This window comes from Kineothrix sp. MB12-C1 (genome assembly GCF_030863805.1).
In the GTDB taxonomy this organism is placed as follows: domain Bacteria; phylum Bacillota; class Clostridia; order Lachnospirales; family Lachnospiraceae; genus Kineothrix.
The window spans coordinates 1,076,556-1,099,678 of record NZ_CP132957.1 but is presented as its reverse complement, the minus strand read 5'-3'; the positions used below and the strand labels follow the sequence as shown (position 1 = coordinate 1,099,678).

At 41.1% G+C, this 23,123-nt stretch carries 25 protein-coding genes, 1 tRNA gene and 1 pseudogene; 15 read left to right on the top strand and 12 right to left on the bottom strand.

Features of this window, described 5'->3' with window-relative positions; genetic code table 11:
• Nucleotides 1-86 precede the first annotated feature (86 nt).
• Nucleotides 87-166, top strand: a tRNA-Leu gene (locus tag RBB56_RS05090).
• Nucleotides 167-252: 86 nt separating this feature from the next.
• Here the strand turns inward: RBB56_RS05090 and RBB56_RS05085 are convergent.
• The gene (locus RBB56_RS05085) at nucleotides 253-435 is read right to left on the bottom strand and encodes a hypothetical protein (RefSeq protein ID WP_306721310.1); all 183 of its coding nucleotides are present in this window, start codon (nucleotides 433-435) and stop codon (nucleotides 253-255) included.
• Between the two features lie 106 nt (nucleotides 436-541).
• Nucleotides 542-919, bottom strand: a complete 378-nt coding sequence (locus RBB56_RS05080; protein ID WP_306721309.1) for a hypothetical protein — start codon at nucleotides 917-919, stop codon at nucleotides 542-544.
• A 243-nt stretch (nucleotides 920-1,162) separates the two neighbouring features.
• On the opposite strand from RBB56_RS05080, the gene RBB56_RS05075 reads away from it, so the two are divergent.
• From RBB56_RS05075 to RBB56_RS05050, 6 genes are all read left to right on the top strand, one after another.
• Nucleotides 1,163-1,723, top strand: coding sequence for a 50S ribosomal protein L25 (locus tag RBB56_RS05075; protein ID WP_306721308.1), 561 nt, complete (start codon nucleotides 1,163-1,165; stop codon nucleotides 1,721-1,723).
• A gap of 158 nt (nucleotides 1,724-1,881) precedes the next feature.
• Nucleotides 1,882-2,655: a hypothetical protein gene (locus RBB56_RS05070; protein WP_306721307.1), complete on the top strand. Its 774-nt coding sequence runs from the start codon at nucleotides 1,882-1,884 to the stop codon at nucleotides 2,653-2,655.
• Between the two features lie 140 nt (nucleotides 2,656-2,795).
• Nucleotides 2,796-3,512: a TetR/AcrR family transcriptional regulator gene (locus RBB56_RS05065; protein ID WP_306721306.1), complete on the top strand. Its 717-nt coding sequence runs from the start codon at nucleotides 2,796-2,798 to the stop codon at nucleotides 3,510-3,512.
• The gene (locus RBB56_RS05060; RefSeq protein ID WP_306721305.1) at nucleotides 3,499-4,374 is read left to right on the top strand and encodes an alpha/beta fold hydrolase; all 876 of its coding nucleotides are present in this window, start codon (nucleotides 3,499-3,501) and stop codon (nucleotides 4,372-4,374) included. The genes RBB56_RS05065 and RBB56_RS05060 overlap by 14 nt, the downstream gene beginning before the upstream one ends.
• Nucleotides 4,375-4,432: 58 nt before the next feature.
• Nucleotides 4,433-4,696 carry a hypothetical protein gene (locus tag RBB56_RS05055; protein WP_306721304.1) on the top strand — a complete coding sequence of 88 codons (264 nt, stop codon included), beginning with the start codon at nucleotides 4,433-4,435 and terminating at the stop codon, nucleotides 4,694-4,696.
• Between the two features lie 91 nt (nucleotides 4,697-4,787).
• On the top strand, nucleotides 4,788-5,432 hold the full coding sequence (locus RBB56_RS05050; RefSeq protein WP_306721303.1) for a hypothetical protein: 645 nt from the start codon (nucleotides 4,788-4,790) through the stop codon (nucleotides 5,430-5,432).
• A 44-nt stretch (nucleotides 5,433-5,476) separates the two neighbouring features.
• Here RBB56_RS05050 and RBB56_RS05045 read toward each other — a convergent pair whose 3' ends face one another.
• From RBB56_RS05045 to RBB56_RS05010, 9 genes and pseudogenes are all read right to left on the bottom strand, one after another.
• Nucleotides 5,477-7,525 carry an AAA family ATPase gene (locus tag RBB56_RS05045; RefSeq protein ID WP_306721302.1) on the bottom strand — a complete coding sequence of 683 codons (2,049 nt, stop codon included), beginning with the start codon at nucleotides 7,523-7,525 and terminating at the stop codon, nucleotides 5,477-5,479.
• Between the two features lies 1 nt (nucleotide 7,526).
• Nucleotides 7,527-7,991, bottom strand: coding sequence for a DUF6530 family protein (locus tag RBB56_RS05040; protein WP_306721301.1), 465 nt, complete (start codon nucleotides 7,989-7,991; stop codon nucleotides 7,527-7,529).
• A gap of 228 nt (nucleotides 7,992-8,219) precedes the next feature.
• Nucleotides 8,220-8,702 (bottom strand): MerR family transcriptional regulator, encoded by a 483-nt coding sequence (locus tag RBB56_RS05035; RefSeq protein WP_306721300.1) that lies wholly within the window; start codon nucleotides 8,700-8,702, stop codon nucleotides 8,220-8,222.
• Nucleotide 8,703: 1 nt separating this feature from the next.
• Nucleotides 8,704-9,213, bottom strand: a pseudogene (locus tag RBB56_RS05030) (ABC transporter transmembrane domain-containing protein); the annotation flags it as partial.
• Nucleotides 9,206-9,967: an ABC transporter transmembrane domain-containing protein gene (locus tag RBB56_RS05025; RefSeq protein WP_306721299.1), complete on the bottom strand. Its 762-nt coding sequence runs from the start codon at nucleotides 9,965-9,967 to the stop codon at nucleotides 9,206-9,208. The gene RBB56_RS05025 and the pseudogene RBB56_RS05030, both read right to left, overlap by 8 nt.
• Before the next feature lie 96 nt (nucleotides 9,968-10,063).
• A complete protein-coding gene (locus RBB56_RS18610; RefSeq protein WP_442905422.1) occupies nucleotides 10,064-10,315 on the bottom strand; it encodes a GntR family transcriptional regulator in 252 nt (83 codons plus the stop codon).
• Between the two features lie 4 nt (nucleotides 10,316-10,319).
• Entirely contained in the window at nucleotides 10,320-11,882 is a 1,563-nt protein-coding gene (locus RBB56_RS05020) for a putative ABC transporter permease subunit (protein WP_306721298.1), read from the bottom strand.
• A complete protein-coding gene (locus RBB56_RS05015; RefSeq protein ID WP_306721297.1) occupies nucleotides 11,879-12,589 on the bottom strand; it encodes an ABC transporter ATP-binding protein in 711 nt (236 codons plus the stop codon). The genes RBB56_RS05020 and RBB56_RS05015 overlap by 4 nt, the downstream gene beginning before the upstream one ends.
• A gap of 32 nt (nucleotides 12,590-12,621) precedes the next feature.
• Complete coding sequence (locus RBB56_RS05010; RefSeq protein ID WP_306721296.1) at nucleotides 12,622-13,278, bottom strand: TetR/AcrR family transcriptional regulator; 657 nt, start codon at nucleotides 13,276-13,278, stop codon at nucleotides 12,622-12,624.
• 234 nt (nucleotides 13,279-13,512) lie between these two features.
• On the opposite strand from RBB56_RS05010, the gene RBB56_RS05005 reads away from it, so the two are divergent.
• The 7 genes from RBB56_RS05005 (at nucleotide 13,513) to RBB56_RS04975 (ending at nucleotide 21,624) form a co-directional block, all read left to right on the top strand.
• A complete protein-coding gene (locus RBB56_RS05005) occupies nucleotides 13,513-14,433 on the top strand; it encodes an ArsR/SmtB family transcription factor (protein ID WP_306721295.1) in 921 nt (306 codons plus the stop codon).
• A gap of 439 nt (nucleotides 14,434-14,872) precedes the next feature.
• Nucleotides 14,873-16,186: an extracellular solute-binding protein gene (locus RBB56_RS05000; RefSeq protein ID WP_306721294.1), complete on the top strand. Its 1,314-nt coding sequence runs from the start codon at nucleotides 14,873-14,875 to the stop codon at nucleotides 16,184-16,186.
• An 88-nt stretch (nucleotides 16,187-16,274) separates the two neighbouring features.
• Complete coding sequence (locus tag RBB56_RS04995; RefSeq protein WP_306721293.1) at nucleotides 16,275-17,165, top strand: carbohydrate ABC transporter permease; 891 nt, start codon at nucleotides 16,275-16,277, stop codon at nucleotides 17,163-17,165.
• Nucleotides 17,166-17,174: 9 nt separating this feature from the next.
• Complete coding sequence (locus tag RBB56_RS04990; RefSeq protein ID WP_306721292.1) at nucleotides 17,175-18,059, top strand: carbohydrate ABC transporter permease; 885 nt, start codon at nucleotides 17,175-17,177, stop codon at nucleotides 18,057-18,059.
• A gap of 92 nt (nucleotides 18,060-18,151) precedes the next feature.
• Nucleotides 18,152-19,888: a glycoside hydrolase family 2 protein gene (locus tag RBB56_RS04985; protein WP_306721291.1), complete on the top strand. Its 1,737-nt coding sequence runs from the start codon at nucleotides 18,152-18,154 to the stop codon at nucleotides 19,886-19,888.
• The gene (locus RBB56_RS04980) at nucleotides 19,878-20,840 is read left to right on the top strand and encodes a heparan-alpha-glucosaminide N-acetyltransferase domain-containing protein (protein ID WP_306721290.1); all 963 of its coding nucleotides are present in this window, start codon (nucleotides 19,878-19,880) and stop codon (nucleotides 20,838-20,840) included. Before RBB56_RS04985 ends, RBB56_RS04980 begins: the two co-directional genes overlap by 11 nt.
• A gap of 304 nt (nucleotides 20,841-21,144) precedes the next feature.
• Nucleotides 21,145-21,624 carry a glutathione peroxidase gene (locus RBB56_RS04975; RefSeq protein ID WP_306721289.1) on the top strand — a complete coding sequence of 160 codons (480 nt, stop codon included), beginning with the start codon at nucleotides 21,145-21,147 and terminating at the stop codon, nucleotides 21,622-21,624.
• A gap of 18 nt (nucleotides 21,625-21,642) precedes the next feature.
• On the opposite strand, the gene RBB56_RS04970 is transcribed toward RBB56_RS04975, so the two are convergent.
• Nucleotides 21,643-22,194 carry a TetR/AcrR family transcriptional regulator gene (locus RBB56_RS04970; RefSeq protein ID WP_306721288.1) on the bottom strand — a complete coding sequence of 184 codons (552 nt, stop codon included), beginning with the start codon at nucleotides 22,192-22,194 and terminating at the stop codon, nucleotides 21,643-21,645.
• 224 nt (nucleotides 22,195-22,418) lie between these two features.
• On the opposite strand from RBB56_RS04970, the gene RBB56_RS04965 reads away from it, so the two are divergent.
• A complete protein-coding gene (locus tag RBB56_RS04965) occupies nucleotides 22,419-23,120 on the top strand; it encodes an ABC transporter ATP-binding protein (RefSeq protein WP_306721287.1) in 702 nt (233 codons plus the stop codon).
• The last annotated feature ends 3 nt before the right edge of the window (nucleotides 23,121-23,123 follow it).

Here is a 23,123-nt window from a genome sequence, read left to right as displayed (position 1 = left end):
TTGTGATAAGACATATTGACAGAAAAACGATGAGATGTTAAGATGGTTTACGTGAGAAAATTCTGTTGCTTAGAGCAGGAGAATAAGCGGATGTGGCGGAATTGGCAGACGCGCCAGATTTAGGTTCTGGTGGGCGACCGTGCAGGTTCAAGTCCTGTCATCCGCAGCGTAAAACCCTCGAATTATCGAGGGTTTTATTTTTGTGTTGCATTTCATACTGCATAATTCTACTAATTATGTACCGAGAGAGTGTTAATGTTCTCTCGGACGCTCTTCCTCTTCCGAATTAGGAAGCGGTGCTGCTGACGGATAACCGTCGTTTTGCAAATCGGCTGTTGAGGTTCCCGGATTTTTAAAACCTTGTCGGGGTGGTGTAGCCTCCCAAGAACCGTCGGGTACGGTGGGAATGGATTTATTTTTGTCGGTTGCTTTCATATGATTGTCCTCCTGCTTTTGATTAGTATGTGCAAATGGTAAAAAAATATGATAAAACCCTCGATAATTATCGAGGGTTTTATTCTGGGGGGCATGGTATAATAGACTATACGCACATAAAAGCATCGATCCGATGCAGGGATACTCCAAAGAAAGTCCATCCGAACAACCGGTTCCAACGGAATCCGGACACGGTATTGCGGCTTACTTGAATAGGATACATCCAAAATTCTTCTCCATTACTTAACCAGACATAGGTAAAACGCCCCATACAGTTTCGAATAGAAGAAGAGTCAACTCGAAATGTAGTCGCTTGTCTGGAAGGGATATAGTTTGGGGGAGCCGACCGGGGAGCATTTCCCGAAGGACCGCCAGGATTTGGACCGGGACCAGGACCGGGGCCAGGGCCAGGACCATAACCGGGACCTCTTTGTGGTTGCCTGCTCTGGAAATCTATAAAGTCTTCCTGATGAAAATTATCCATTTGATTTCTCCTTTAAAAATGGCATAAATATTAATAATATTATATTAAGATATATCAATAGTGGAACCGGATGTATTGATTGGGATGCTTGCTTTACTTTCGAAGCTATGTTATACTGATAAAAGTTAAATATAAAAGAACCGTCTTTGAGAAGGGCTTTTGATATTGCGCTGATTGGCGTACTATGAAGAGCCTTTCTTTTTTTTAAACAAGACACCAATTTATTTAATAGGAGGAGTTAAGATGAATACTATTTTGGCGCAGAAGCGCGACGTAACTGCAAAGCCTAAACAATTGAGACGTTCAGGAATTATACCGTGCATCATTTGTGGTGCGGAATTGAAGGAATCGCTCTCCGTCCAAATCGACCAGAGTACGGCCAGGCAACTTTTGCGAACCAAGCGTAACGGAAGCAAGGTGAATATACAGACAGAAGGAAAAACCTATCCGACGCTAATTAAGGATTTGGAATATAACGGCATGAATGACGAAATACTCCATATCAGTTTCCAAGTGTTGGATGCCAAGAAAAAATTCAATAGCGTTGCTGATATTGTGCTCATAAACAAGGAAAAAGTGTCCGGAGTTCTGGAGCAGATGCAACTGCAGGTTCCTCACGCCGCTGAGCCGGAATATCTGCTCGATACCGTTACAGTCGATCTTGAAAATATACCGACTGGGACAACACTTACAATTGGAGATATCCCGGAATTTCAAAGCGATAAAATTGAACTACAGGCCGATGCGGGTAGTATTGTTCTGCGCATAAGTGATAAAAAACGTGCCGGGGTGAAAACAGAGTAATAACCTTTTATCGATCACATTTTTGAAAAGAACTTCCATCTTTGGTCTTCAGATCAGGATTAGAAGTTCTTTTTCACATTAGAAAAGAGAAGGTTGAATAAAATACGTATTCAACCTATTGATTTAAGTGCGCACGGAGCGCGCAGAAGGGTATAAAAATGAATATTAAAGGTCAGGCAATTAAACATAAAACTTTCGGCGCGGGTGTTGTTACGGCTTTAACTGCCAAAACAATAACAGTATGCTTCCCTGAGGGCGAAAAAAAGTTTATCTATCCGGATGCATTCGGAGAGTATTTGATTTTGAGAGATAAGAATATGCAACGGCATATCACAGCGCAAATTGTTAAGAAAGAAGCTGAAATAAAGCGACAGCGTCAGGTGAAAAAGGCCGAACAGGAGAGAAGGCAGAAATTACTCAATTTCTCCATAACAGCCAACTCACATGCTGTTTTTGACATTATATCGGAACAAGTAGAACATGTCTGCAAGACACCTATAGTTTCGACGGGACGATACTTGAGTGGGCATTCAAAAGGACAGCCACGAGTTGCAGAGAGATTGAAGCCTAATTCGATGTGCCTGCTGACTGAACGCAGGAGAGGACAGCCGGAGCAAGAACGACGAATTATAGGTGCATTTATGGTCAGAGAGGATTTCTTTGGGGAGGATGTACATGACGGACTGATCGAAGGACATCCGAAGTATCAAATGCGTCTTCCGTCTGAGAATATTTTATTGTTTTGGGATCATTTCGATGAGAGTACCACGCCGCGTTGGGGAAATACGGCATTTAAGTATTGTTCCGGTACGGTAATGAATCATATACTGTCCGAAATGACACGGTTACTCGTAAATACGGATCAGCAGGAATCGGCGCTGGCGTTTTACCGGTATTTTTGTAAAATGAATCATCTGCCCCCTCTTATGTAAATTGACATGTTAGAAAATGTGTTAAAAATGAAGTAGTGACTGCCGTTTCTCTTTGAGTAGTGTTAATAGCAGAAAAATCTTGACATCAGCATATATATTAAATATCATTGACTTAAAGTTAAGTCAATAAATGAGGTGAAATGATGCCAAGGAACTTGGAGAAGAATGCTTTTGTACGAGAGAGCAGAAGGCAGCAAATACTCGAGGCGGCACTTTCCGTATATATTCGTGCTGGATATCACGGTACAAATATGGATGATGTAGCGGAGGCAGCAAAGCTGGCAAAGGGGTTGGTCTATTACTATTACAGGACTAAAAAAGAATTATTTACCGAACTTTATACATGGATGTTTCGTGAAGGATTTTTGTTCTCCGATGCCTTGCTGGAGGCGTCAAAGGATATGGATCCGGTAGAACAGCTCATGTATTACGCTTACGGTATGTTTGGGGCAAATAAGGAAAAGCCGCTTATGATGCAATTCTATATGCGTGCTCCTTTTGATGCATTTGCTGTGTTTGGAACGGAAAAGTGGGAGGAAGGGGCTGTAAAATCTGATATTCACAGAAGATCGTTGGCAGATATAATAGAAAGGGGAGTAAGGCAGGGAGTTATTCCTCATACCAACCCAAGCAGTGCGGCTAACAGCTTTTGGTCTGTGTTTGTTGCAAATGTTTTTGAATATTCTAAGTTAATTATGGGAGAGCAAGGGGCGTTGGAAAATGAAGCGGATACTTTTAGAGCGGTTGTTCGTTTTTGTTTCCAGGGTTTGGGTGTTGAATACGATCTTTGGAACTGCTGCTTGGAAAAGGTCATTGCTGATAATCGGAAAGGGGAACCGACTTATGAAGGTTTATAGAAATGCTGCTGCACAGAGGAATATCCTCAATACATACGATAAATTACTTGCCATGTGGGATTTGGAAAAGGAAGAAAGGGATATTTCGACAACTTACGGAACTACGCATGTGATTGTATGCGGAAATGAAGATAAGCCGCCTCTTGTTCTTTTTCACGGAGTGGGGGATGATTCTGCATTGATGTGGCTGTACAATGCCAAGGCACTGGCACGTCATTTTAGTATTTATGCGATTGATACAATCGGGGGACCGGGCAAGAGCTGTCCGAATGAAAATTATAATAAAAATTTTGATAATACACAATGGATCGATGAGGTACTGGCAGGTCTTAAGCTCGATAAGGTATTTGTGGCAGGCGTATCTAATGGTGCTTACCTGACTCAGTACTATGGGCTTCATCGTCCGGATAGAGTAATAAAAATGGTATGCATGGCCGGTTCTGTTCCGGTTGGCAGTTCCGGTCCTATGAAAACGATGATGAAGATCTTTTTACCGGAAGCGTTGTTCCCGACAAAACGTAATACTATAAAACTACTATTAAAATTAAGCGGAAAAAACAGCGGGGTATTTATCGAAAACCCGGTTGTTTTGGAGCATTACCGCTCTTTGCTTAAGGGCTTTAACAATATGGCGATGCGCTGGCATAAGATAAAGCCTTTTAGCGAGGAAGAGGTGGAAACAATTCGAGAAAAGACATTATTTTTAGTAGGGGAGGCAGATCCCTTTGCCCGATTGGGAGGTAAGGAAAAACTGCTGCAATACAAAATGAACGCACGATTTTTCCCTGAAGTTGGCCATGGAATAAATCATGAAATAGCGGAGGAAGTTAATGGGATTTTGATTGACAGTCTGTTGTCATAACCAATGAGACTGTATGAGAATGGGGTTTAAAATCCGGCTATATAAGGGAGAAATCGATATGAAGAGTTTGGTGAGGCTAAGAGATTACAGCAAGGATGATATCCTGAGGATATTCAATATCGCAGATGAACTGCACAGTGGGGAATACGCTCATTTTCTGTCAGGGAAAACTGTGGTGATGTTTTTTCCTGACTCCAGCATACGTACAAGAGTTGCTTTCGAGAAAGGGGTATATTTATTAGGAGGGCAAACAATACTTTTTCCTCCGGAGTCGCTGGAAAAAAGAGAAGAAATTAAAGATGTGTGCGATTATCCTTTATAACTTAATGAACGGATAATATTCAAAGGCAATTTCATATTGTAATTTATATATATCTAGTGTGTAGATAGTAATGATTAAGGTGAGGTGTCCTATGAAAGATACTAAGAGAATTACTATAAAAATGGCTATTATATCATCCGTTGCTGTCGCTATTTTTGTAGTCCTTTTTATAATCGCACTGATTACTACATTTAATTTTGATACTTGGAACGGAATCGAAAGTTATGCGGCGAGTTTCAAACCGATACAACTATTAACGGTCATTCCTTCGATGTTTTTAGCAGTATCATTTTTAATTTTTTGTGTCAGTGTTTATTATTTGACAGATGACGAACAAAAAGTATGGAGCCATTTAGCAATGAATTTTGGCTTAGTTTATATCAGCATCTCATTAGCCAATTATTTGATTCAGCTCATTACTGTAATGCCAAGTATTGTGAGTGATTCTCTAATTGGCTTAGAGAAACTGGTATCCGGTTATCCCAATTCTGTATTTTTTGCATTGATGGGTTCATATTTTTTCATGTGCATATCGTTGTTCTTTGAAGGAATACTATTTCGGAATGGAATTCGTTTAAGTCTATTTATAGCAAGTATCGGGTGTGCTGCATTCTTTATTATCGGTGCTGTATCTTCGATTGCTATATTTTTTATGCTAGGTGCTGTTAGCTGGATAGGAGGAACTGTCGTTGGCATGCTTCTAATATCCAAATATTATATGGAAGAGATTAGTTGAAATGTATAATACATCCACTAATAAAAGTGATGTCTTTCATTATTTTATAAATATCTTGCAATAATCTGAATCAATCGGGCCGGAAGTTGCTTTAGGTCGGTGATGTCCAATACATTCTCTTTTCCATAAATATCGCTGATGATTTCCTTGTCCTGTCCGATGGCAGCGGCTAGAAAGTGTATATCTTTACGGCGGTATTCTTGTAAAGTCTTCTTCATATCGGTCACAGCCAAATCGCCTGTGTAGTCCGGCATCGCTTTGGGCTGTCCATCGCTAATGCTTATAAATAATTTTGTTTTCTCAGGGGCTGTCATAAGTCGGTCTGCAATAATTCTGATTGCCATTCCATCGCGGTTGTTGCTTCTGCCTTGAATGCTGACTAAAGAATACTTATCGTCAGGATTATTGCTATTGAAGTCCACATAGGAGTAAAGGGACATTTGTTCCATGCGCGAACGATCGGCAGTATCGCCATAAATCATAACGGGAATACCACAGCCATAGCAAAATTCATAGAGGGCGATCGCAGCCTGTTTTGCTGCATCCAGCCGCCCGAAAGCCGACATGGAGGCCGATTCGTCTATGCGCAAAGCCACAGCAAGGGATGGATCATCTTCCGGAGGCCGCTTCCTTGCAAAATAGCGGAAATCCTGCATTGCGATACGATTGGCACAGAAGTTCGTTCCATATAGCTGCCCCGATGAGAATTCGGTGGCGGTTTCATGTTCCAACAAAGGGCGTGTCTTCTGAATCAGTTCGCGAATGATCGGAGCAAGCGCAGATGCTTGCTTTTGATAAGTTTTTCGATTTTCCTCGGTTACTTCGGGGCGGTGAACAATCAGCTTTATCTGCTGATGTATGCTGTTTTTTATACTTTCGCGTGCTTCTCGATTGATTTTTTTCCGGAACTCTTGTTTTTGCTGTTCTGTGGGGATTCTCCCATCTAATTCGTGATAAAGGGGAGTGCCGTTTTCGTTGTTATCGCTGCTTTTTGTTTCCTCTATTGTGCTGTCGGAGATTTGATCGGAGTGACTGTCGCTATCCTTTGATTTTCGTAAACGCAGGGCGTCGGAATCTTCCGATATTTCTTCTTCATTTCCATAGAAATGCCCATCTTCGGATAAATGTAATTCTATCGCATCCGAACTCTGTTTTTTCTGCCCGAGAGATTGTGCTGCCTCTATTTGCTCTAGTTGTTCCAGCAGACCTTTGGAAAGCAGAGCTTGTTCTAAAATGGAGATTTCATCCGGAGCGGTCGTAATTTTATAAATCACCTTATAATACATGGAGGAGCGAAGTGAAGCTCCGTTTGCCACGGCATCTACCCAAAAGAGATAAGAACGCATACCTGCCACACCTTTAATGGCGTTAGCCTTGGCTGTTTCATCCAGAGTGATAATCATATCTGCCAACAAGGATAAAATGTCTTCTTTAGAATATCCGGTTTTGGCAATAGCCCTCTCCATCATAACGGCCTTAGGGGGCAAGTCCATTTTCTCGGTGTGATGGATTCGGTCTCGCAATGCCTCGTTCAACGGCCGGCAGCCATTGTATCCTCTATTTGTAGTAATTATGGCAATGAAATCAGGATGCCGGTGAACAATGCGGTTAGGCAGATTGATGCTGCCATCCGGTTCCAGCGCGGAGTTCAGTGCCATTAGAACGGCAGCGTCCCGAATGACAGTGGGTTCCTGTATCTCCAATAACCATCCGTTTTCGTAAGCATTAACGATTTCGGAGGGATAGAACTCATAGCACACCTCTTGGGCGCTATGTCCATCTTCCGATAGAACAGGCAGAATGGAGCCGAGCACATCGGATTTATCCATATCTGCAAAGCAAGTGATTTTGGTATATGGTAATCCGAAATCAGCGGAAAGTGCCTTTGCAAGTTGTGTTTTTCCCGACCCTGCATCCCCCTCCAGGAGAATATTCGTAATTTTCATTTCTTTGCTGTGCCAGTTTCTTTTTACTTCGGCATAGATTCGATTCTCTGCCTCACTTTCTATATGGGAGAGGGGCTTTTCCCAAACAAGCTTTTCCTCTTCTTTCGTAAGTTGTCGATAGGGGGACAAACCCGTAGAACTCTTCATGTTAATAATACTCCATTTCTTCTAAAATACGTGTAAGCACGCGCAGGCGTTCACCGCTTAATTCGCCAAGGTCATTCAGCGCTTGCGAAAATGCCTGAATATCCTCATTTATATTTGGATTGTCGGTACAAATAGTAACAGGCATTGCCTCACCCTGTATACCGATGCGCTCTATCGTCGGTTGTTGCGGGTCATACAACAGAGGAAGCCGATAGGCCTCGCGAAAGTGTAAGAGCGTTCGGCTTAAAAATATCATCAGATCAAATATTTGATGAATGGGAAGTTCTATATATATTTCCTGCTGACCATCGATGTTTTCCTTCCATATTTGAGCGGCTATCTGCATGTTCTGATTTTCGGCAAGCACAGGAGTACCCAAAGTCAGTTTTTTTATATCGGACCGATAGGCATTCCTGCCATCGATACGGTCATAATTATCGGCTGTCATTACAATTTTTTCGTTCATTTACGAAACCTCCTAAATCTTAATTATCTTTACATCATATTGCTTTTATGATGCTTCTGAAAATAAAGTTCCCTTTCTGCATCCATGTTATTTGCGATGATCTAAGTATAATGGATAGGAATTTCGTAAACAATCCACGCTCCGTAGACTGTTGTTTGGATGGAATTATAATAATCGGCAAGGGCGGTGCCTTTCGACCATCCACCCTTGCCGTAGTGTTAGAAATAATTATAACCACAATGCTTCGCTGAGTATATTACGCCCATGTAACTCATGTAAATTGACATCTAAGCAAGCTAACCGACTTAATAAATGCGCGCGTTCCGCCTCTGTCAACTCATGCAGTTTTACCGGAGGTTTTGAATTTACCAGTTTCTCAATAACTTCGTCAATGGTATCAATTCTATCTTGAGCCTGCGACATTTTTTCCTGCCACATGACTTTTTTATGAACAAGCACCTCCATGTATTGCTCTTGCGTTATGCCATTTTCCAATAAGTCCCTTATCTCCGCAAGAGAAAAGCCGAGTTCTCGAAGCTCCAAAAGGGCATCGAGCTGTTTTATTTGGTCGGCGCTATAATAACGGTAGCCAGTCTTTTCATCGACTTTTACCGGTTTCAAGATGCCCATTTTTTCATATATACGCATCGCCTTGACCGACACATTGAAAAATGCAGCAACCTCACCGATTCGCATCAAAACTGACTCCATATTATTCCTCCGTCTTTTCTGCCATTATTTCGTTAATGCGGTGCAGCCCCGCCATACTTGCCTGTATTGAAACTATGCAATTTATCAGCATCATTGAGCCGATTAGAACACCGTTTCGATATTGGAACGCCGCGGTTAAATCGCCAAAAGTGAGTAGCCTGTTAGAAATCCATGTGCTGTTCGCCATCAAAAGCACAAGATAGCCGCCAAGCCCGAATAATGGCAAAATAGCGGCGCCCAGCGCATTTCGTTTGTGTATTTCCATTCTTGCACGCAATAATTCTAAACTGCGCTGTTCAAATCTCTTTATCAGGTAATCCTGTCCGCCATATAACAAAGCAACATCAGTGCATGTAATGAGTGCGGTTAATTCTCCCGTGTTTTTCGCCGTGGCTTCAAGAGATTTCTTGTTTAGTCTCGGCATAGCCCGCGCAATGGCAATACGCTGCGCCTGACCGCCGGAAATTTGACCGCCCCGCTCACCGACAAAAGTATCGAGTCCGTCAGGCAACATGCTTGCGTCTTTCTGGGGATGTCTGAGATTCACCGATTATTATCCTGCCATCCGGTACATCGTAAAGCCCGCTTACCAATTTTAACAAGGTGCTTTTGCCGCCGCCAACGAGAAACAACAACATAAGCGGAATATTACTTAAAAACCCTGATAATGACATCAGCCGTGCCCGCAATCTTTCAATTCGAATGGTCTGACGTTCCCATTCGGTAACCTCGTTATTGTAATTCCTGAGTATCATTTGCGTTGCATCGTAAAGCCGGATTATCGGAAATAATGTCAGTAGGGTATCGGCGTATTTATTCATTCGCCCTTTGGCTTGCTGACTATGCTCAGTGGCATTGCTAATGATTTTGCTGGAGTAGAATACATATATCATAATGACAAGCACTGGTAAGTTTACTGCCAGTGTCAGCTTTGTATTCAGAATTAGCAGCCAGCCGAGCGTAGTAATGAAACTTATTCCATCATTTATCAACTGAAATAAATTATTGTTTAAGTATCCCGAAACATCTGCAATCTCGTTTTGTAGTTTTGATAGCTGCTCTCCGGCATTGAGTCGTTCAATTTCAGATATAGGTAATAATGAAAAATATCGGGCATAACCTATCCGCAAGTCATGAGTGAGAATCTCGCAAGCATAGCCGGAAAGATATGTTTTCAGCAAACTGGAAAGGCACATGGCGACCATCGCAATAATCGCTAATACGATTGTCTCTGTCGCTAGTGCCCCCTCCGCTAATGGTATCAATAATATCGCTTAACTGCGCATTCCACCATAATGTAACTGTAGCAAACAAAACACTCGTGCAAACTGTTGCAAATGATAAAAAGGCTCTTTTTCTTACTATCTGAACAAGCAATGCCATATAGTTCTCCTCCCTTGAAGATAGTATAAACTGTGTCCCAAGGGCAGAGTCAAGGCTGTTTGTTTTGATAAAATTGGGCTTATTGTTGCATGCTGGGCTGTTGCAGTATTGCATTTTTCCTGTGCGGCGATTATTCGGATAGAGGGAAGCTGTTGTCCGGGCTGGTAGCTTCCATTTAGAATGCGGTATTTTAGTGTACACGCAATTTCTATGTATGGATAAGTATTCATGGAATCAAAGATAACTTGCCATACAAGCTTTATGATGCATAATGCCTGCAGCTATTATTAAAATAGTTGCCGTTCCTAAGAGTGTCGGTAAAAGGGGGAATGCCAGGAGCAGGTGAAGCAATACGGGAATTCCTATAGCGATCATTGCGAAGATACTGGATATCATGGCAGGCATGCTCTGCTTTACAACGGTCACCTCGTTGTCCCATTCATAATTGGGGTATTTCTTGTTTAGAGAAATACCGAGCGTGACGGTGAAGAGAGAGTAGCAGATAGGGACGAGCAAAAGGCTGATAAATTGTATGAAGTTCATATCCACTTGAAGGATAATGGCAGGTACGGCAAAAAGATAGCCGAAGGCATGTAGTGTCAGAGTCACTGCAAGCTTACTGTTTAGAATCATTTTGGTAGAGATTGGGGAGCTTTGGAGTATCCAAATATTCCTGCCCTCCAAGGAGATGGAAGATGCCGCAGGGCAGCTTAAAGAGAGCATGGAGGCGATGACCACCGGGGCATAATCAGCAAGAAATTCATTAATATTTGCAACTCCCACATAGTTACCTAACTGCTGTAAAGGAACAACCAATAGAAAAATGCTAAAAATACATAAGAATATCACTCCGAATCCGGTATTCAAAACGGTTGTATAGGAATTGAAGAATCGCCCCAGCTCTTTTCGGTAGAGAGCGATGAACGGGGAATGTGCTTTTGCAGTTCCTTTACGTATAACATATTGGGAGGATGTGGTTGCCAAGGTACGAAATAAGAGATATCTTGATGCTGTTATTTTTACAAATAAATAAAAGACCATGAAAGATAGAAGAATAAAAGTTCCCATACCCGCCAAGGCAGAAAAACCAAGGTGCTCCAGAAACAGTTTGGAGGGCGGATAGATCCTGGTAATTTGCTGAGCCAGCATTGTGCTAAGAATGGAAATATCGCTCCCCTCCTGTGAACTGTATGCGCTGATATATCCGATTAATCCGATGGCTGCAAACGAAAGTATCAGGGAAATAATGTTCCTGTTTTTAAGGCGGGAAGTGACCAGCGTGATAAGGATACCGATGAAGGATGCTATGCACATAGGTAGCAAAGGTACAAAGAAAATGGTTATATAATAAAGTGTAAATCGAGAAATATCCATATCGGTATTTATAATCCAGATAATTCCGCCCGGAACCATGAAAATGAAGCTTACTATAAAGTTCAGTAAATATAGGAATAAAAACTTACTGCTAATGATTTCTCCGAACTTGATGGGCAAGGAGAAAAGCATCTCTATATCACGGCTTCCGAATAATATATCGTTGGAACGAAACATCGTCAGAATTATAATGGCGAAACTGGATATTGCTGCCATATAAGCAGGTATCAACTTCTGCGCGCCGGTCTGTGCCAAGGCTTGAGCGGTAAGGATATTGTAGGAAAAAAGCAGGAGTGCAATTGTTATCATGCCGATCCCCATAAGAATTGCGGTATTTTTCTTCTTATTTCCCGGTTCGCGGATTTCATTAATAGGAAGAGTGTTTATTATTTGTATCCGGAGAAGTAACCATGTTCTGTTCATGTATCTTGTACCTCCATGAAGAAAGCTTCTAAGGATTGATTTCCTTTGACTTCCTCAGTCATTCCGCTTGCAATCAGTTTTCCGTTTTTTATAATTGCAATCTTGTTACATAGCTTCTCTGCTACGTCAAGTACATGCGTAGAAAAGAAAATGGCACCACCGTCAGAAATACATTCTTGCATTACTTGTTTCAATATAAATGTTGCCTTGGGGTCAAGACCTACGAATGGTTCGTCCAGAATCAGCAACTTAGGAGAATGTACCAATGCTGAGATAATGGCTGTACGCTGTTTCATTCCATGAGAATAGGAGGAAATGATACTTCCGAGATGGTTGGTCATTTCGAATAAGTCTCCATATTTTTTTATTTTTTCCATACGTTCAGAAAAGGGTACCTCGAATAAATCGGCGATAAAATTGATATATTGATGTCCGGTTAAATGCTCATATAAATCAGGATTATCAGGAATGTATGCCAACATTCTTTTGCAGATAAGAGGTTCTGTTTCTATGGAATGACCGTCAATGCGAATACTGCCGCCGTCAAAATCATGAATGCCGGCCACTGCTTTTAAGGTTGTTGTTTTTCCGGCACCGTTGGCTCCGATAAAACCATAGATATCTCCCGGCTCTATGGAAAGAGATAAATTATCCACAGCCTTCTTCTTTTCTTGATAGATTTTTGTGAAGTTCTTAATTTCTAACATAATGAATCCTCCAGGGTTAACCAGGTGTCAGTTTATGTGTTGAGAAAATCGATATTTATTTTCATTGACTCAGTTGGTAAAAAAGAGATATCAGCTCCCAATGTCCGTGCCAATAGCGTTTGGAAAGCGATAATATAGGCTTTTGATTTTTCTATATCTATAGGTAAGGTCTTAATCTCGTTGGAAACGAACACATATCCGGTGATAAGGAAAGCGGCTGTTTCTGACGGATAGCCCACGTGAAATGCTTTTTCTGAGATACCTTGTTCGATAATATGGGTAAAGTATATGATTAACTTGTTTGTGAAATTATGGGAGAAACGATCCATCAAATAACGATTTTGCTCCAAGTCGACGGTCTTTTGCAGCTCGATCATTTCGCTTGTGATAGTATCCGGTGAAATGATTGTAACCTCCATAAAAGACTTTATTTTCTCCATTGCCGATCGATTCGGCTCATAAGCTATCGTCGAAAGTTTCTGTAATAGCGGTTCTGAATAGCGTTCTACCAGGCAATAGAGTATATCTTCTTTATTTTTGAAATGGTAGTACAGCAGGCCTCGGGATATCTTCACTTTATCGATGATATCTTGGGTGGTAGTGTTCAAATAACCTTTCTGTGCAAATAGAAACAATGCCGCTTCCATAATCTCAGCCTTGCGTACCTTTGGGTCTTTTACATCTCGCATGGTGCACCTCCTTGTAACCTTAATATAATATATAACTGACAAAGTGTCAATTAGTATTAGTTATTATACAGCTTGAACATATGTTGCTTAATTATTGATGGACTATCCTAATTAAAATAAAGAATTGCCGGCCATGTTTAGCATCTTGTGAAAATTACGCGATTCTTGTATAATGATGATAATAAATTAACGAAAAAAGTGTTGATTTGAAAATTAAGGTGGAGAAAATGTGCTATGGCTAAGTTGTTGACGTTGAATTTGGACAATACGGAAGAATTGTGCGATGTTGGAAAAGCATTATCCACACCGGTGAGGCTGGATATATTGAAGCTTTTGAATGAGGAGAGTTTAAATATTGGGGAAATAGCGGAGAAGCTCGGCATAGCGGCATCGAGTGCTGCTTTGCATGTCCGGATACTGGAAAAGGCTCAGTTGATTAATGCGGAAGTGCAGCCGGGAACGAGAGGCGGAGTGCGTTTGTGCAGTAGAAAGAATGACGTGGTGACTATTGGCATACATAGTTCTCCGAGCAATGTGAATATGGTAACCAGTGTAAGTATGCCGATAGGAGCTTATACTGACTGTGAGATGTATTCCACTTGCGGGATTGCGGATGAGGATGGAATTATCGGAAATGAAGACTTGACCTATTGCTTCTACTTGCCGGAACATCTCAATGCTCAGATCCTATGGAGTTCTGCAGGATATGTAGAATACAAGTTCCCTAATCAACTCCCCAAAGAGGCGAATCTAAAACGTCTGGGGATATCTCTTGAGATCTGTTCTGAGGCACCGAATTATAGAGAGGATTGGAAATCCGATATTACGATGTGGATTAACGGTGTGGATTGCGGAATGTGGCGAAGCCCGGGAGACTTCGGAGCGAGAAGGGGGAGGCTTACCCCGCCGTCTTGCATGTCCGGGAATACCCAATATGGACTTCTGACAACATGGGAAGTGAGGAAGGACGGTTGTTACATCAATGAAAATAAGGTGGGAAGTGTTACGACTGAAATGCTGAATATTGGTGAGGGATCTTCGATTGTAGTTCGCATAGGTAATAAGAAGGATGCGAAGTACGTGGGAGGATTTAATATCTTTGGGGAGAAATTCGGCGATCACCCTCAGAATATCGTACTCAGTATAGAATATTAAATAGAAAAATGGTAAGAAGAAAATAGAGAAGAGATTTATCTATGTACTATAATGGCAGATATGAAAGGTACCTGTTTGTTGGATAAGGTTTTTGGATATTATCTAACGGAAGGGTTCCTTTTTTTATTCCACGGGAAAGGTCTTTGGAATTCAATTCCTGTCGAAAGAAACAGAAAAACTGTTTTAAATAAATGGTAAAAGCAAAAAGAGAAATGATTTAAAACATAAAAGTAAATTATAAAAACGACTAATGTTAATAAAAATATATAAAATAAATAAAAAAAGTATTGAAATAATATACAAAGTGTATTATTATATAAATATATTAAAACATAAATGTCGTTATTAATTAAAAAGGGGAAAAATATTAAAAACAATAATTATGTTTTTAAAAATTTGGTAAAGTATTTTACATAAAACAAAAAGGAGAGAAAAAGTTATGGCAAAAAGAGCAGTCGCATTATTTCTGGCAATGGTAACAAGTTTTTCCTTGATGGCATGTTCCGGCTCTAGTACAGGAACGAACCAGGGAGCTGCAGCGGATAGCGGAGCAGTAGAAGCGCAAGGAGAAGAGACAGCAGAAGAACAGGTGTCGGTGGCACCGGGTAAGAAAGGGTCTATTGAGTTCTGGACCGTGTTCACGGGAGCGGACGGTTCCTCCATGCAGGCTATCGTAGATGCTTACAATGCAACGAACCCCGATTATACAGTAAATCATCGTGCGATCGAAGCGAACGATTTATATTTGAAGATGCCTCTTGCAATTCAGTCAGCAACCGATGTTCCTGACGTAGCAATTAATCATGTCGAGAGAATTCCTTTGTTCCAGGAGATGGGACTTCTTGATGATTACAATGAAGTGTTAGCAGATTCTAATGTGAAACCTGAAAATTATAATCCGAAAGCATGGACAATGACAGAACTTGCCGGAGGGCATTATGGTATTCCTCTCGATGTTCACTCTTTCAGTCTTTATGTAAATATGGATTTATATGAGAAATATGGCAACGGATCTATGGATGATGGCGTGCTGACATGGGATGAAGTAAAAGAAGCAGGAGAAGCGTGCTTGGCAGACGAGATTATTCCGATAGGAATGACATGGCAGAGAGTTATGTTCTTATCCTCCTATGCGCAGCTCGGCGGAACATTGAGTACAGATGGTTCTGTTCCGGATTTCAACAATGACAAGGCAAAACAAGTATTCGATACATGGACAGAGTTAGAGCAGTTAGGATATACCAATAAAGACGGCGATGATCCGTGGCAGCTTTTCCTCGGCGGAAAGATGCTCTATTGTCCGGAAGGTATCTGGATGTATAACAACGTAAGAGAAACAGGGCTCAATGCTAAGATGTTCGATTATCCGGTATTCGAGCCGGGAACAAAGGGCAACTGGACATCATCTCACCAGTTCGTACTTCCTAAGAATCCGAACAGAGATGCAGAAAAGACACAGGCAGTTCTTGCTTTTATCGACTATCTTGGAAATAACGGCTTAGAATGGGCAAAAGCAGGTCAGGTGCCGGCACACGTAGCAATTAAAGAAGTTGCAGAATTCAAAGATATGCCGCAGGCATTCTTTGCAGATGAAAATGAAGAATTGAAGATTTATGACTATAAATATTATGGCTATGCAGTAGAAGCTTTGGATAAGATTACAGGAGAAGTATTATTTGGACGTATGACAGCAGAAGACGCTTTGAATCAGGCGGTACAGGAAACAAAAGGCCGAATTGAGATGGGCGAGTAATAAGTAATGCAAAAAGAAGGGGATACCGCAAGCGGATGTTATATCGAAGCAGTATCCCCTTCCAACAAGTAACAGGAGATGATGTAGAATGCAAAAAAGTGAAAAAAAGAAAAAGCTTAATATTACTCCATATCTGTTTATCGCTCCCCATGTGATTATATTTATTATATTTTTTTTGGTGCCGATGTTTTATGGTATTTATGCGTCCTTTACGAAATGGGATCTGTTCACACCGCCTACATTTGTAGGGTTGAAAAATTATAGTGTATTTTTGACGGATACGGAATCGGTCTTTTACAGACAGTTTTGGAACGGACTCAAGAATACGGTGATTTTCGTATTGATCTGTGTCCCGTTTCAGCTTGCGATTCCTTTGGTCATGGCATTGCTCCTGAATAAAAGGCCCAGAGGACGTAATATCTTCCAGGGAATATTTTATATGCCCACATTGTTTTCCATTACTTCCGTGACGTTGACATGGCTGTTCATATTTAACCGTTCTCTCGGATTATTCAATAAGTTGTTCGGGACGGATATTAACTGGTATGCTTCACAGCCCTGGGCGTGGATTACGATCGTGGCAACTACGATATGGTGGGGAATCGGAGGCAACTTGATCATATATGTTGCAGCATTATCGGGAATTGATAAATCAATTCTTGAGGCGGCGGATTTGGACGGTGCAAGCGGATGGAAGCGTTTCCGGTATATTATAGTTCCTTCCATTCAGTTCCCTCTTGTGTATACCCTTATCGTATCGGTCATCGCACAGTTCAATGTTTATGGGCAGCCGCTTATGTTAACAGCAGGCGGACCGAGTGAATCGACCTTTGTTCTTATTATGTATATTCGTAATCTGGCATTTGGAACAGGTAAATCGGTAGCGGGTATGGCCAGTGCTATGTCAACTTGTCTCGGAATTATTATAGGCAGCGTGGCCGTCGCTCAGCTTATATTGATGCGGAAAAATTCAGATTAGGAGGAACCCATGAAGAGAATTAAGAAAAATCAGGAAGATTCTTTTGTCTATCCAAATACGAAAAGAGATGGGTGGATCGCCTTTGCGATATTGACGGTATTCGCGGTTATTATGCTGATACCTTTAGGGTGGATTGTGATTTCTTCCTTTAAGATGGATGTGGAGATTCAGCAGGCGGGGGGATTTCTTCTCTTTCCAAAGACATGGACACTCGGCAATTTTAAGGAGCTTCTTTCTTTTACCAATAAGCAACTGCCGATTTATAAATGGTTCGTCAATTCCTTAATCGTGTCGGGGAGTCAGACGATTATTGCGGTAGTTATTTATTCGATGTCGGCATATGCTTATGCGAAGTTAAAATTTAAAGGAAGGGATATTATTTTTCTTGGAATTATGTTCCTGTCTTCTTTTCCGGCAATTACTACCATCATTCCGTTATATAAACTTATGCACGTGTTCGGATGGTTGAACGGACCTTTGGCGTTAATCGCCCCCGGTTTGGCAGGAGTAATGAATATCTTTCTCATTCGTCAGTTCATGTATGCGATTCCCGATGTGATTTTGGAATCAGCTAAGATTGATGGTGCGGGAGAGTGGAGGATATTTTCAAAAATTGTAATTCCCAATTGCAAGCCGATTCTTATTGCGGTAGGTTTATTTACCTTTACCGCAAACTGGAATGATTTCCTATGGCCTTCCATCGCAATTAATAACATCGATAATTTGACACTGACTGCAGGTTTGCAGCTTGCCAAGGGAGTGTATGGAACAATTCAGGTGGCAAGGATGTGTACCGTTGCGACCATCGCGATCATACCGATGGTTATCCTGTACATATTTACACAGAAATATTTCGTAAGAGGAATATCGTTATCATCAGGTGTTAAGGGATAGTGTATAAGTATAAAAATAAAGTAACTATTCAGTAGAACAGTTACAAATAAAATAGAATAAAGAAGGATTACGGAAGAAAGGAAATAAAAACTATGAATATTCCAAGAAATGAGTATCCCAGGCCCCAATTTGTTCGAGAGGAATGGCTGAGCTTAAATGGAAACTGGGAGTTTTCTTTTGATGTGGACAATTTCGATCAAAATATTACGGTTCCTTATGTATATCAGTCAAAGTTGTCCGGAATTGGTATTAACGAACCCCATGAGGTTGTTTGGTATCGTAAAAAGATAGATTTGCCAAAAGAGATGTTAGGTAAGGAGATTATCCTTCATTTTGGAGCGGTTGATTATAGCTGTAAGGTATGGGTGAACGGTGTGTTTATTACAGAACATATCGGAGGTCATATCGGTTTCGAAGTAAATATTACCGATGCTCTTAAGGATGAAGATAATACGGTTGTTGTGCAAGTGACAGATGCACCTTCTGACCTTGAGATTCCACGGGGAAAGCAGTATTGGAAAGATAATTCGGAAGGTATCTTCTACACCCGTTCTACAGGTATCTGGCAAAGCGTATGGATAGAGGCAGTGGATAAAGTCCATCTTAGCAGAGTCTTCCTCACTCCTGATTTGGATTATGCGCAGTTGGGAGTTCAGTACGAATTGAGCAGTGATAAGGCGACTAAACTGCGGACAGAGATTTATTATGAAAAAGAGCTGATGGCAGTGAATACCACAGATTTATTGCGAAAGGAAGGAAGCTTTAAGGTATTTCTCGATCAGCAACTGCTTAAGTGCTGGAATATGCAGGAAGATTTGGTATGGACTCCGGAGAATCCGAGACTGTTCGATGTGAAATTTGTGGTATATGAAGGTGATAGGGAAGCGGATACAGTATCCTCTTACTTCGGGCTGCGAAAAGTATCGATAGAGAATGGAAAGTTTCTTTTAAATAATCGCCCTTATTATCAGAAGCTTCTGTTGGATCAAGGATATTGGGAAGACTCTCTGCTAACGGCCCCCACGGACGAAGCTTTTATTAAGGATATTGAGCTGGCGAAATCCATGGGATTCAACGGCGTTAGAAAGCACCAGAAGATTGAAGATCCGAGATTCTTATATCATGCGGATAAAATGGGTTTTCTCGTGTGGGGAGAACTTCCGGCAGCTTATGTTTATTCCAGAAAGTATGTAAAGAGAATTACGGATGAATGGATGGATGAAATCTTCCGGGATTATAATCATCCGTGTATTGTAGTTTGGACACCTCTTAATGAATCTTGGGGAGTGTTCCATATTAAAGATAAGAAGGAAGAGCAAAGCCACAGTGCAGCTATGGTTCATATTACCAAGTCGTTGGATCAGACCAGACCGGTGATTTCTAATGATGGATGGGAGCATACGTGCAGCGATCTTGTTACCATTCACGATTACGAATGGAATAAGGAAATATTAAAGGAAAGATATCGTACGTTAGAGAATGTTCTTCAGTATGCACCGGGGGGCAGACCTCTGTTTGCGCATGGCTGGGAATACAAAGGGCAACCGGTATTAGTTACTGAATTCGGAGGAATCTCTTATAAAAAGGGCAACTGGGAGGGTTGGGGATATTCCAGCGCTACTTCCGATGAAGACTTTGCGAAGAGGTACCATGATGTGATAAGTCCGCTGCTTAAGTCCGAACATGTACAAGGCTTCTGTTATACAGAAATAACGGATGTGGAGCAGGAGATTAACGGGCTGTGCACTTATGATAGAAAGCCCAAGATTCCGGTAGAAATTATTCGTGCTATTAACGAAGGCAGGTGGAAACCGGAAAATGAGAGATAATAGGCTGGATTTCTTCAAAGGAATCTTGGTAATACAGATGGTATTTGCCCATTGTTTACAGTTTTTCTGTGACTTTGGGCAGGAGCCGGGGTGGAAAGTTGTTAGTGAATGGGTGAATCTCACTACTTTTTCGGGATTTGTATTCGCCTTTGGATTTGCGTATTATCTGGCATATTTGCAGAAGGATTTTAAATATGCGATTAAAAGAGGCAGTAAAAACATTCTTGTTTTATTAGGTGCTTATTATATTTCTGCATTTTCCTTCGCAATATTTATAGAAAGAATTCCTTTTCGGCAGGATCGTATTTTAGAGCTGCTATTGTTTCAGAGGCTGGCGGGATGGTCAGAGTTTTTGTTCTCTTTTGCAATGTTGACTTTAGTGACGTTTATCTTATGGAAGCCGTTAACCCATAAGAATTCAAAAGTATTACTAGGGATTGGAATATTTGCACTCCTGATTTGCGTTCTGCCCCATCGCGAAGTGAAGCCGGTTCTCGGAACATTGATCGGAGGGAATGGCGGGGCATATTTTCCGGTACTTCCCTTCTACATATATTTTGCGGCGGGGGTTTACTTGGCAAAGAGGAGGCTTGCTTTCGACGTGAAGGTATTATTGGTGTCCATTGCCGGAACCTCTTATATGATAGTGGATTATCTGTTTCTGACAAAGGGCTATCCGTCCCGCTTCCCGCTGTCATTGCCATGGTTAGTCGGCGGTGCATTCATTCTATATTGCTACTACCTGGCAGCAGGTTACTTAAGCAAGATAAAATGGTTATCTATAGTTAGCATAGTCGGAAAGAGCAGTTTATTCTATCTGTTGATCAGCAATCTTATTATCTTTGTTTTGAAAAGCAGCAGCTTCTATAAAATGGGCAGCGGATTCGGCATTGGGTTATGCATTATCATTATTGGGATTGGGTGCTATATCCAACGAACAGCCCGTTCTTAGATATTCTGTGCTTCGATTAAATGTGATAATTATTAAAAAGATTTTGTAAAAGTAAATATGCGATAAAGATGGAAAGGGCTCTTACGTATTCGCTTATAAAGCGATAGGTAAGAGCTTTTTATTCTATAGGGAAGACTTTGTTGCATTACTTTTGTTCTAAAAATGATTGACAAGTAAAAATAAATTGGGCATAATAAAATGAATTTACAACAATTATATAGTGCGCAATCATTATGAAAAATGTAAGTTGGTAAACAAGAAACAATGATAAGTAAAAAAATAGGAAAGAGAAGGGATGAATAATATGGGAATTTATGATTATGTAGTAAAGGACAAGCAAGGGGAAGATGTGTCATTATCTCGGTATAAGGGGAAGGTTCTGCTCATTGTGAATACCGCGACCGGCTGTGGTTTTACGCCGCAATACAATGGATTACAGACTTTGTATGAGAAGTATAAGGAACAGGGATTGGAAGTTCTGGATTTCCCTTGTAATCAATTTGCTAATCAGGCACCCGGCAGCGATGCCCAAATAAGCGATTTTTGCAGTCTGAGATATCATATTACATTTGATCAATTCTCGAAGATTTGTGTCAATGGTGAAAAGGAAGATCCTTTGTATACTTACTTGAAATCTCAAAAAGGAGGAGTTATGGGAAAAAATATTAAGTGGAATTTCACCAAATTCCTCGTAAATAAAGAAGGTCATATAGTGGCTCGTTACGGATCTGCCAAAGCGCCGGAAGATATGGAGAGCGAAATTGTGAGGCTCTTAGAAGAATAAGATAACCGGTCCGAAGAACTATCGGACCGGGAACGCCATATCGTATATGACTTCGGCCATTTCTTTTGCTGATTTAGTGAATCCGTTTTTTAACCAATGACGGATGAGTCCTACGCTTCCGTTTACAACAAATATAAAGCTATCTTCGCTCATTCCAAAGCCATTCTTCATGAAAGTGGAGGATGACATGCCGCATTGCTGATAGATGAGCGTAAACAGCTCCTTTTGAAAGTCGATATCTCCCTGTTCGCTCATCAGAACTTGAAGATGCCGGCTGTTCTCTACAAGATATTGACAGATTTTTTCTAAAACTTCAATGGTTCCCGACTTGTCTGTTTTCTCCATTACGGTGATAATGGCCTCCTTCAGCCATAGAAGGACATCGTCTTCAATTTTACGGAGGAGGTCATATTGATCGGTATAATGTGCGTAAAAGGTGGATCGATTGATATCCGCCTTGTCGCACAGTTCTTTAATCGTTATTTTGGATATCCGTTTTTCCTTCATTAATTCAATCAGACTGTCTTGTAACACCATTCTGGTATATCGTGTTTTTCTATTTTCCTTCATAAGAGTACCTCACTGTTACAATTAATTTTCATATTTTTGTTCTGAAACCGACATTTATAAGGCGAAGTGTTGTGAATGCTACGCGAAAAAATGTTCTGTCGGTTGCCAATCCAACACTGTGTATTTATAATAAGCTACAGGTAGGCATGAGTCAAGATGCTGTATTTTTTTGCAGTTTTCTTGACCTTTTTGCTTCTAACTTATAAATATCAGGAGAAAATGAAATGGCTTATATTGAATTTAATCATATTGTGAAAGAATATACTTCCGATGGAATATCTATCAAAGCGCTGGATGATGCGAGTTTTTCGGTACAAAAAGGCGAGTTGGCCGTTATTTTAGGAGCTTCCGGAGCCGGCAAGACGACGGCGCTGAATATATTAGGCGGTATGGATACGGTTACATCCGGCGATGTTATTGTGGACGGAGAATATATTTCCCAATATAACGACAAGCAATTGGTGGGCTATCGCCGCACTGATATTGGCTTTGTATTCCAATTTTATAATCTGGTTCCGAATTTAACCGCCCTGGAAAATGTGGAATTGGCGGCACAAATTTGTCAGGACTCCTTCGGTGCATCGGAAATCCTCGATAAGGTAGGACTTGCGGAGCGTAAAAGCAATTTTCCGGCACAGCTTTCCGGCGGGGAGCAGCAGAGGGTATCCATCGCACGTGCAATGGCGAAGAATCCCAAGCTTCTATTGTGTGATGAGCCTACAGGAGCGCTGGACTATAATACAGGAAAGCAGATACTGCAACTTCTGCAGGATACTTGCCGCAAGGATAATATCACCGTACTAATTATTACTCACAACGCCGCGATTGCCCCTATGGCAGACCGGGTCATTCACTTTAAAAGCGGTAAAGTTGTAAAGGTGGAACAAAATGAGAAGCCTATGCCTATCGCGCAGATTGAGTGGTGATGT

Excerpts from the sequence above, each read along its gene's own strand:
- RBB56_RS05085 (WP_306721310.1), bottom strand. The coding sequence starts at position 435 with ATGAAAGCAACCGACAAAAATAAATCCATTCCCACCGTACCCGACGGT.
- RBB56_RS05080 (WP_306721309.1), bottom strand. The coding sequence starts at position 919 with ATGGATAATTTTCATCAGGAAGACTTTATAGATTTCCAGAGCAGGCAA.
- RBB56_RS05075 (WP_306721308.1), top strand. The coding sequence starts at position 1,163 with ATGAATACTATTTTGGCGCAGAAGCGCGACGTAACTGCAAAGCCTAAA.
- RBB56_RS05070 (WP_306721307.1), top strand. The coding sequence starts at position 1,882 with ATGAATATTAAAGGTCAGGCAATTAAACATAAAACTTTCGGCGCGGGT.
- RBB56_RS05065 (WP_306721306.1), top strand. The coding sequence starts at position 2,796 with ATGATGCCAAGGAACTTGGAGAAGAATGCTTTTGTACGAGAGAGCAGA.
- RBB56_RS05060 (WP_306721305.1), top strand. The coding sequence starts at position 3,499 with ATGAAGGTTTATAGAAATGCTGCTGCACAGAGGAATATCCTCAATACA.
- RBB56_RS05055 (WP_306721304.1), top strand. The coding sequence starts at position 4,433 with ATGAAGAGTTTGGTGAGGCTAAGAGATTACAGCAAGGATGATATCCTG.
- RBB56_RS05050 (WP_306721303.1), top strand. The coding sequence starts at position 4,788 with ATGAAAGATACTAAGAGAATTACTATAAAAATGGCTATTATATCATCC.
- RBB56_RS05045 (WP_306721302.1), bottom strand. The coding sequence starts at position 7,525 with ATGAAGAGTTCTACGGGTTTGTCCCCCTATCGACAACTTACGAAAGAA.
- RBB56_RS05040 (WP_306721301.1), bottom strand. The coding sequence starts at position 7,991 with ATGAACGAAAAAATTGTAATGACAGCCGATAATTATGACCGTATCGAT.
- RBB56_RS05035 (WP_306721300.1), bottom strand. The coding sequence starts at position 8,702 with ATGGAGTCAGTTTTGATGCGAATCGGTGAGGTTGCTGCATTTTTCAAT.
- RBB56_RS18610 (WP_442905422.1), bottom strand. The coding sequence starts at position 10,315 with ATGAATACTTATCCATACATAGAAATTGCGTGTACACTAAAATACCGC.
- RBB56_RS05020 (WP_306721298.1), bottom strand. The coding sequence starts at position 11,882 with ATGAACAGAACATGGTTACTTCTCCGGATACAAATAATAAACACTCTT.
- RBB56_RS05015 (WP_306721297.1), bottom strand. The coding sequence starts at position 12,589 with ATGTTAGAAATTAAGAACTTCACAAAAATCTATCAAGAAAAGAAGAAG.
- RBB56_RS05010 (WP_306721296.1), bottom strand. The coding sequence starts at position 13,278 with ATGCGAGATGTAAAAGACCCAAAGGTACGCAAGGCTGAGATTATGGAA.
- RBB56_RS05005 (WP_306721295.1), top strand. The coding sequence starts at position 13,513 with ATGGCTAAGTTGTTGACGTTGAATTTGGACAATACGGAAGAATTGTGC.
- RBB56_RS05000 (WP_306721294.1), top strand. The coding sequence starts at position 14,873 with ATGGCAAAAAGAGCAGTCGCATTATTTCTGGCAATGGTAACAAGTTTT.
- RBB56_RS04995 (WP_306721293.1), top strand. The coding sequence starts at position 16,275 with ATGCAAAAAAGTGAAAAAAAGAAAAAGCTTAATATTACTCCATATCTG.
- RBB56_RS04990 (WP_306721292.1), top strand. The coding sequence starts at position 17,175 with ATGAAGAGAATTAAGAAAAATCAGGAAGATTCTTTTGTCTATCCAAAT.
- RBB56_RS04985 (WP_306721291.1), top strand. The coding sequence starts at position 18,152 with ATGAATATTCCAAGAAATGAGTATCCCAGGCCCCAATTTGTTCGAGAG.
- RBB56_RS04980 (WP_306721290.1), top strand. The coding sequence starts at position 19,878 with ATGAGAGATAATAGGCTGGATTTCTTCAAAGGAATCTTGGTAATACAG.
- RBB56_RS04975 (WP_306721289.1), top strand. The coding sequence starts at position 21,145 with ATGGGAATTTATGATTATGTAGTAAAGGACAAGCAAGGGGAAGATGTG.
- RBB56_RS04970 (WP_306721288.1), bottom strand. The coding sequence starts at position 22,194 with ATGAAGGAAAATAGAAAAACACGATATACCAGAATGGTGTTACAAGAC.
- RBB56_RS04965 (WP_306721287.1), top strand. The coding sequence starts at position 22,419 with ATGGCTTATATTGAATTTAATCATATTGTGAAAGAATATACTTCCGAT.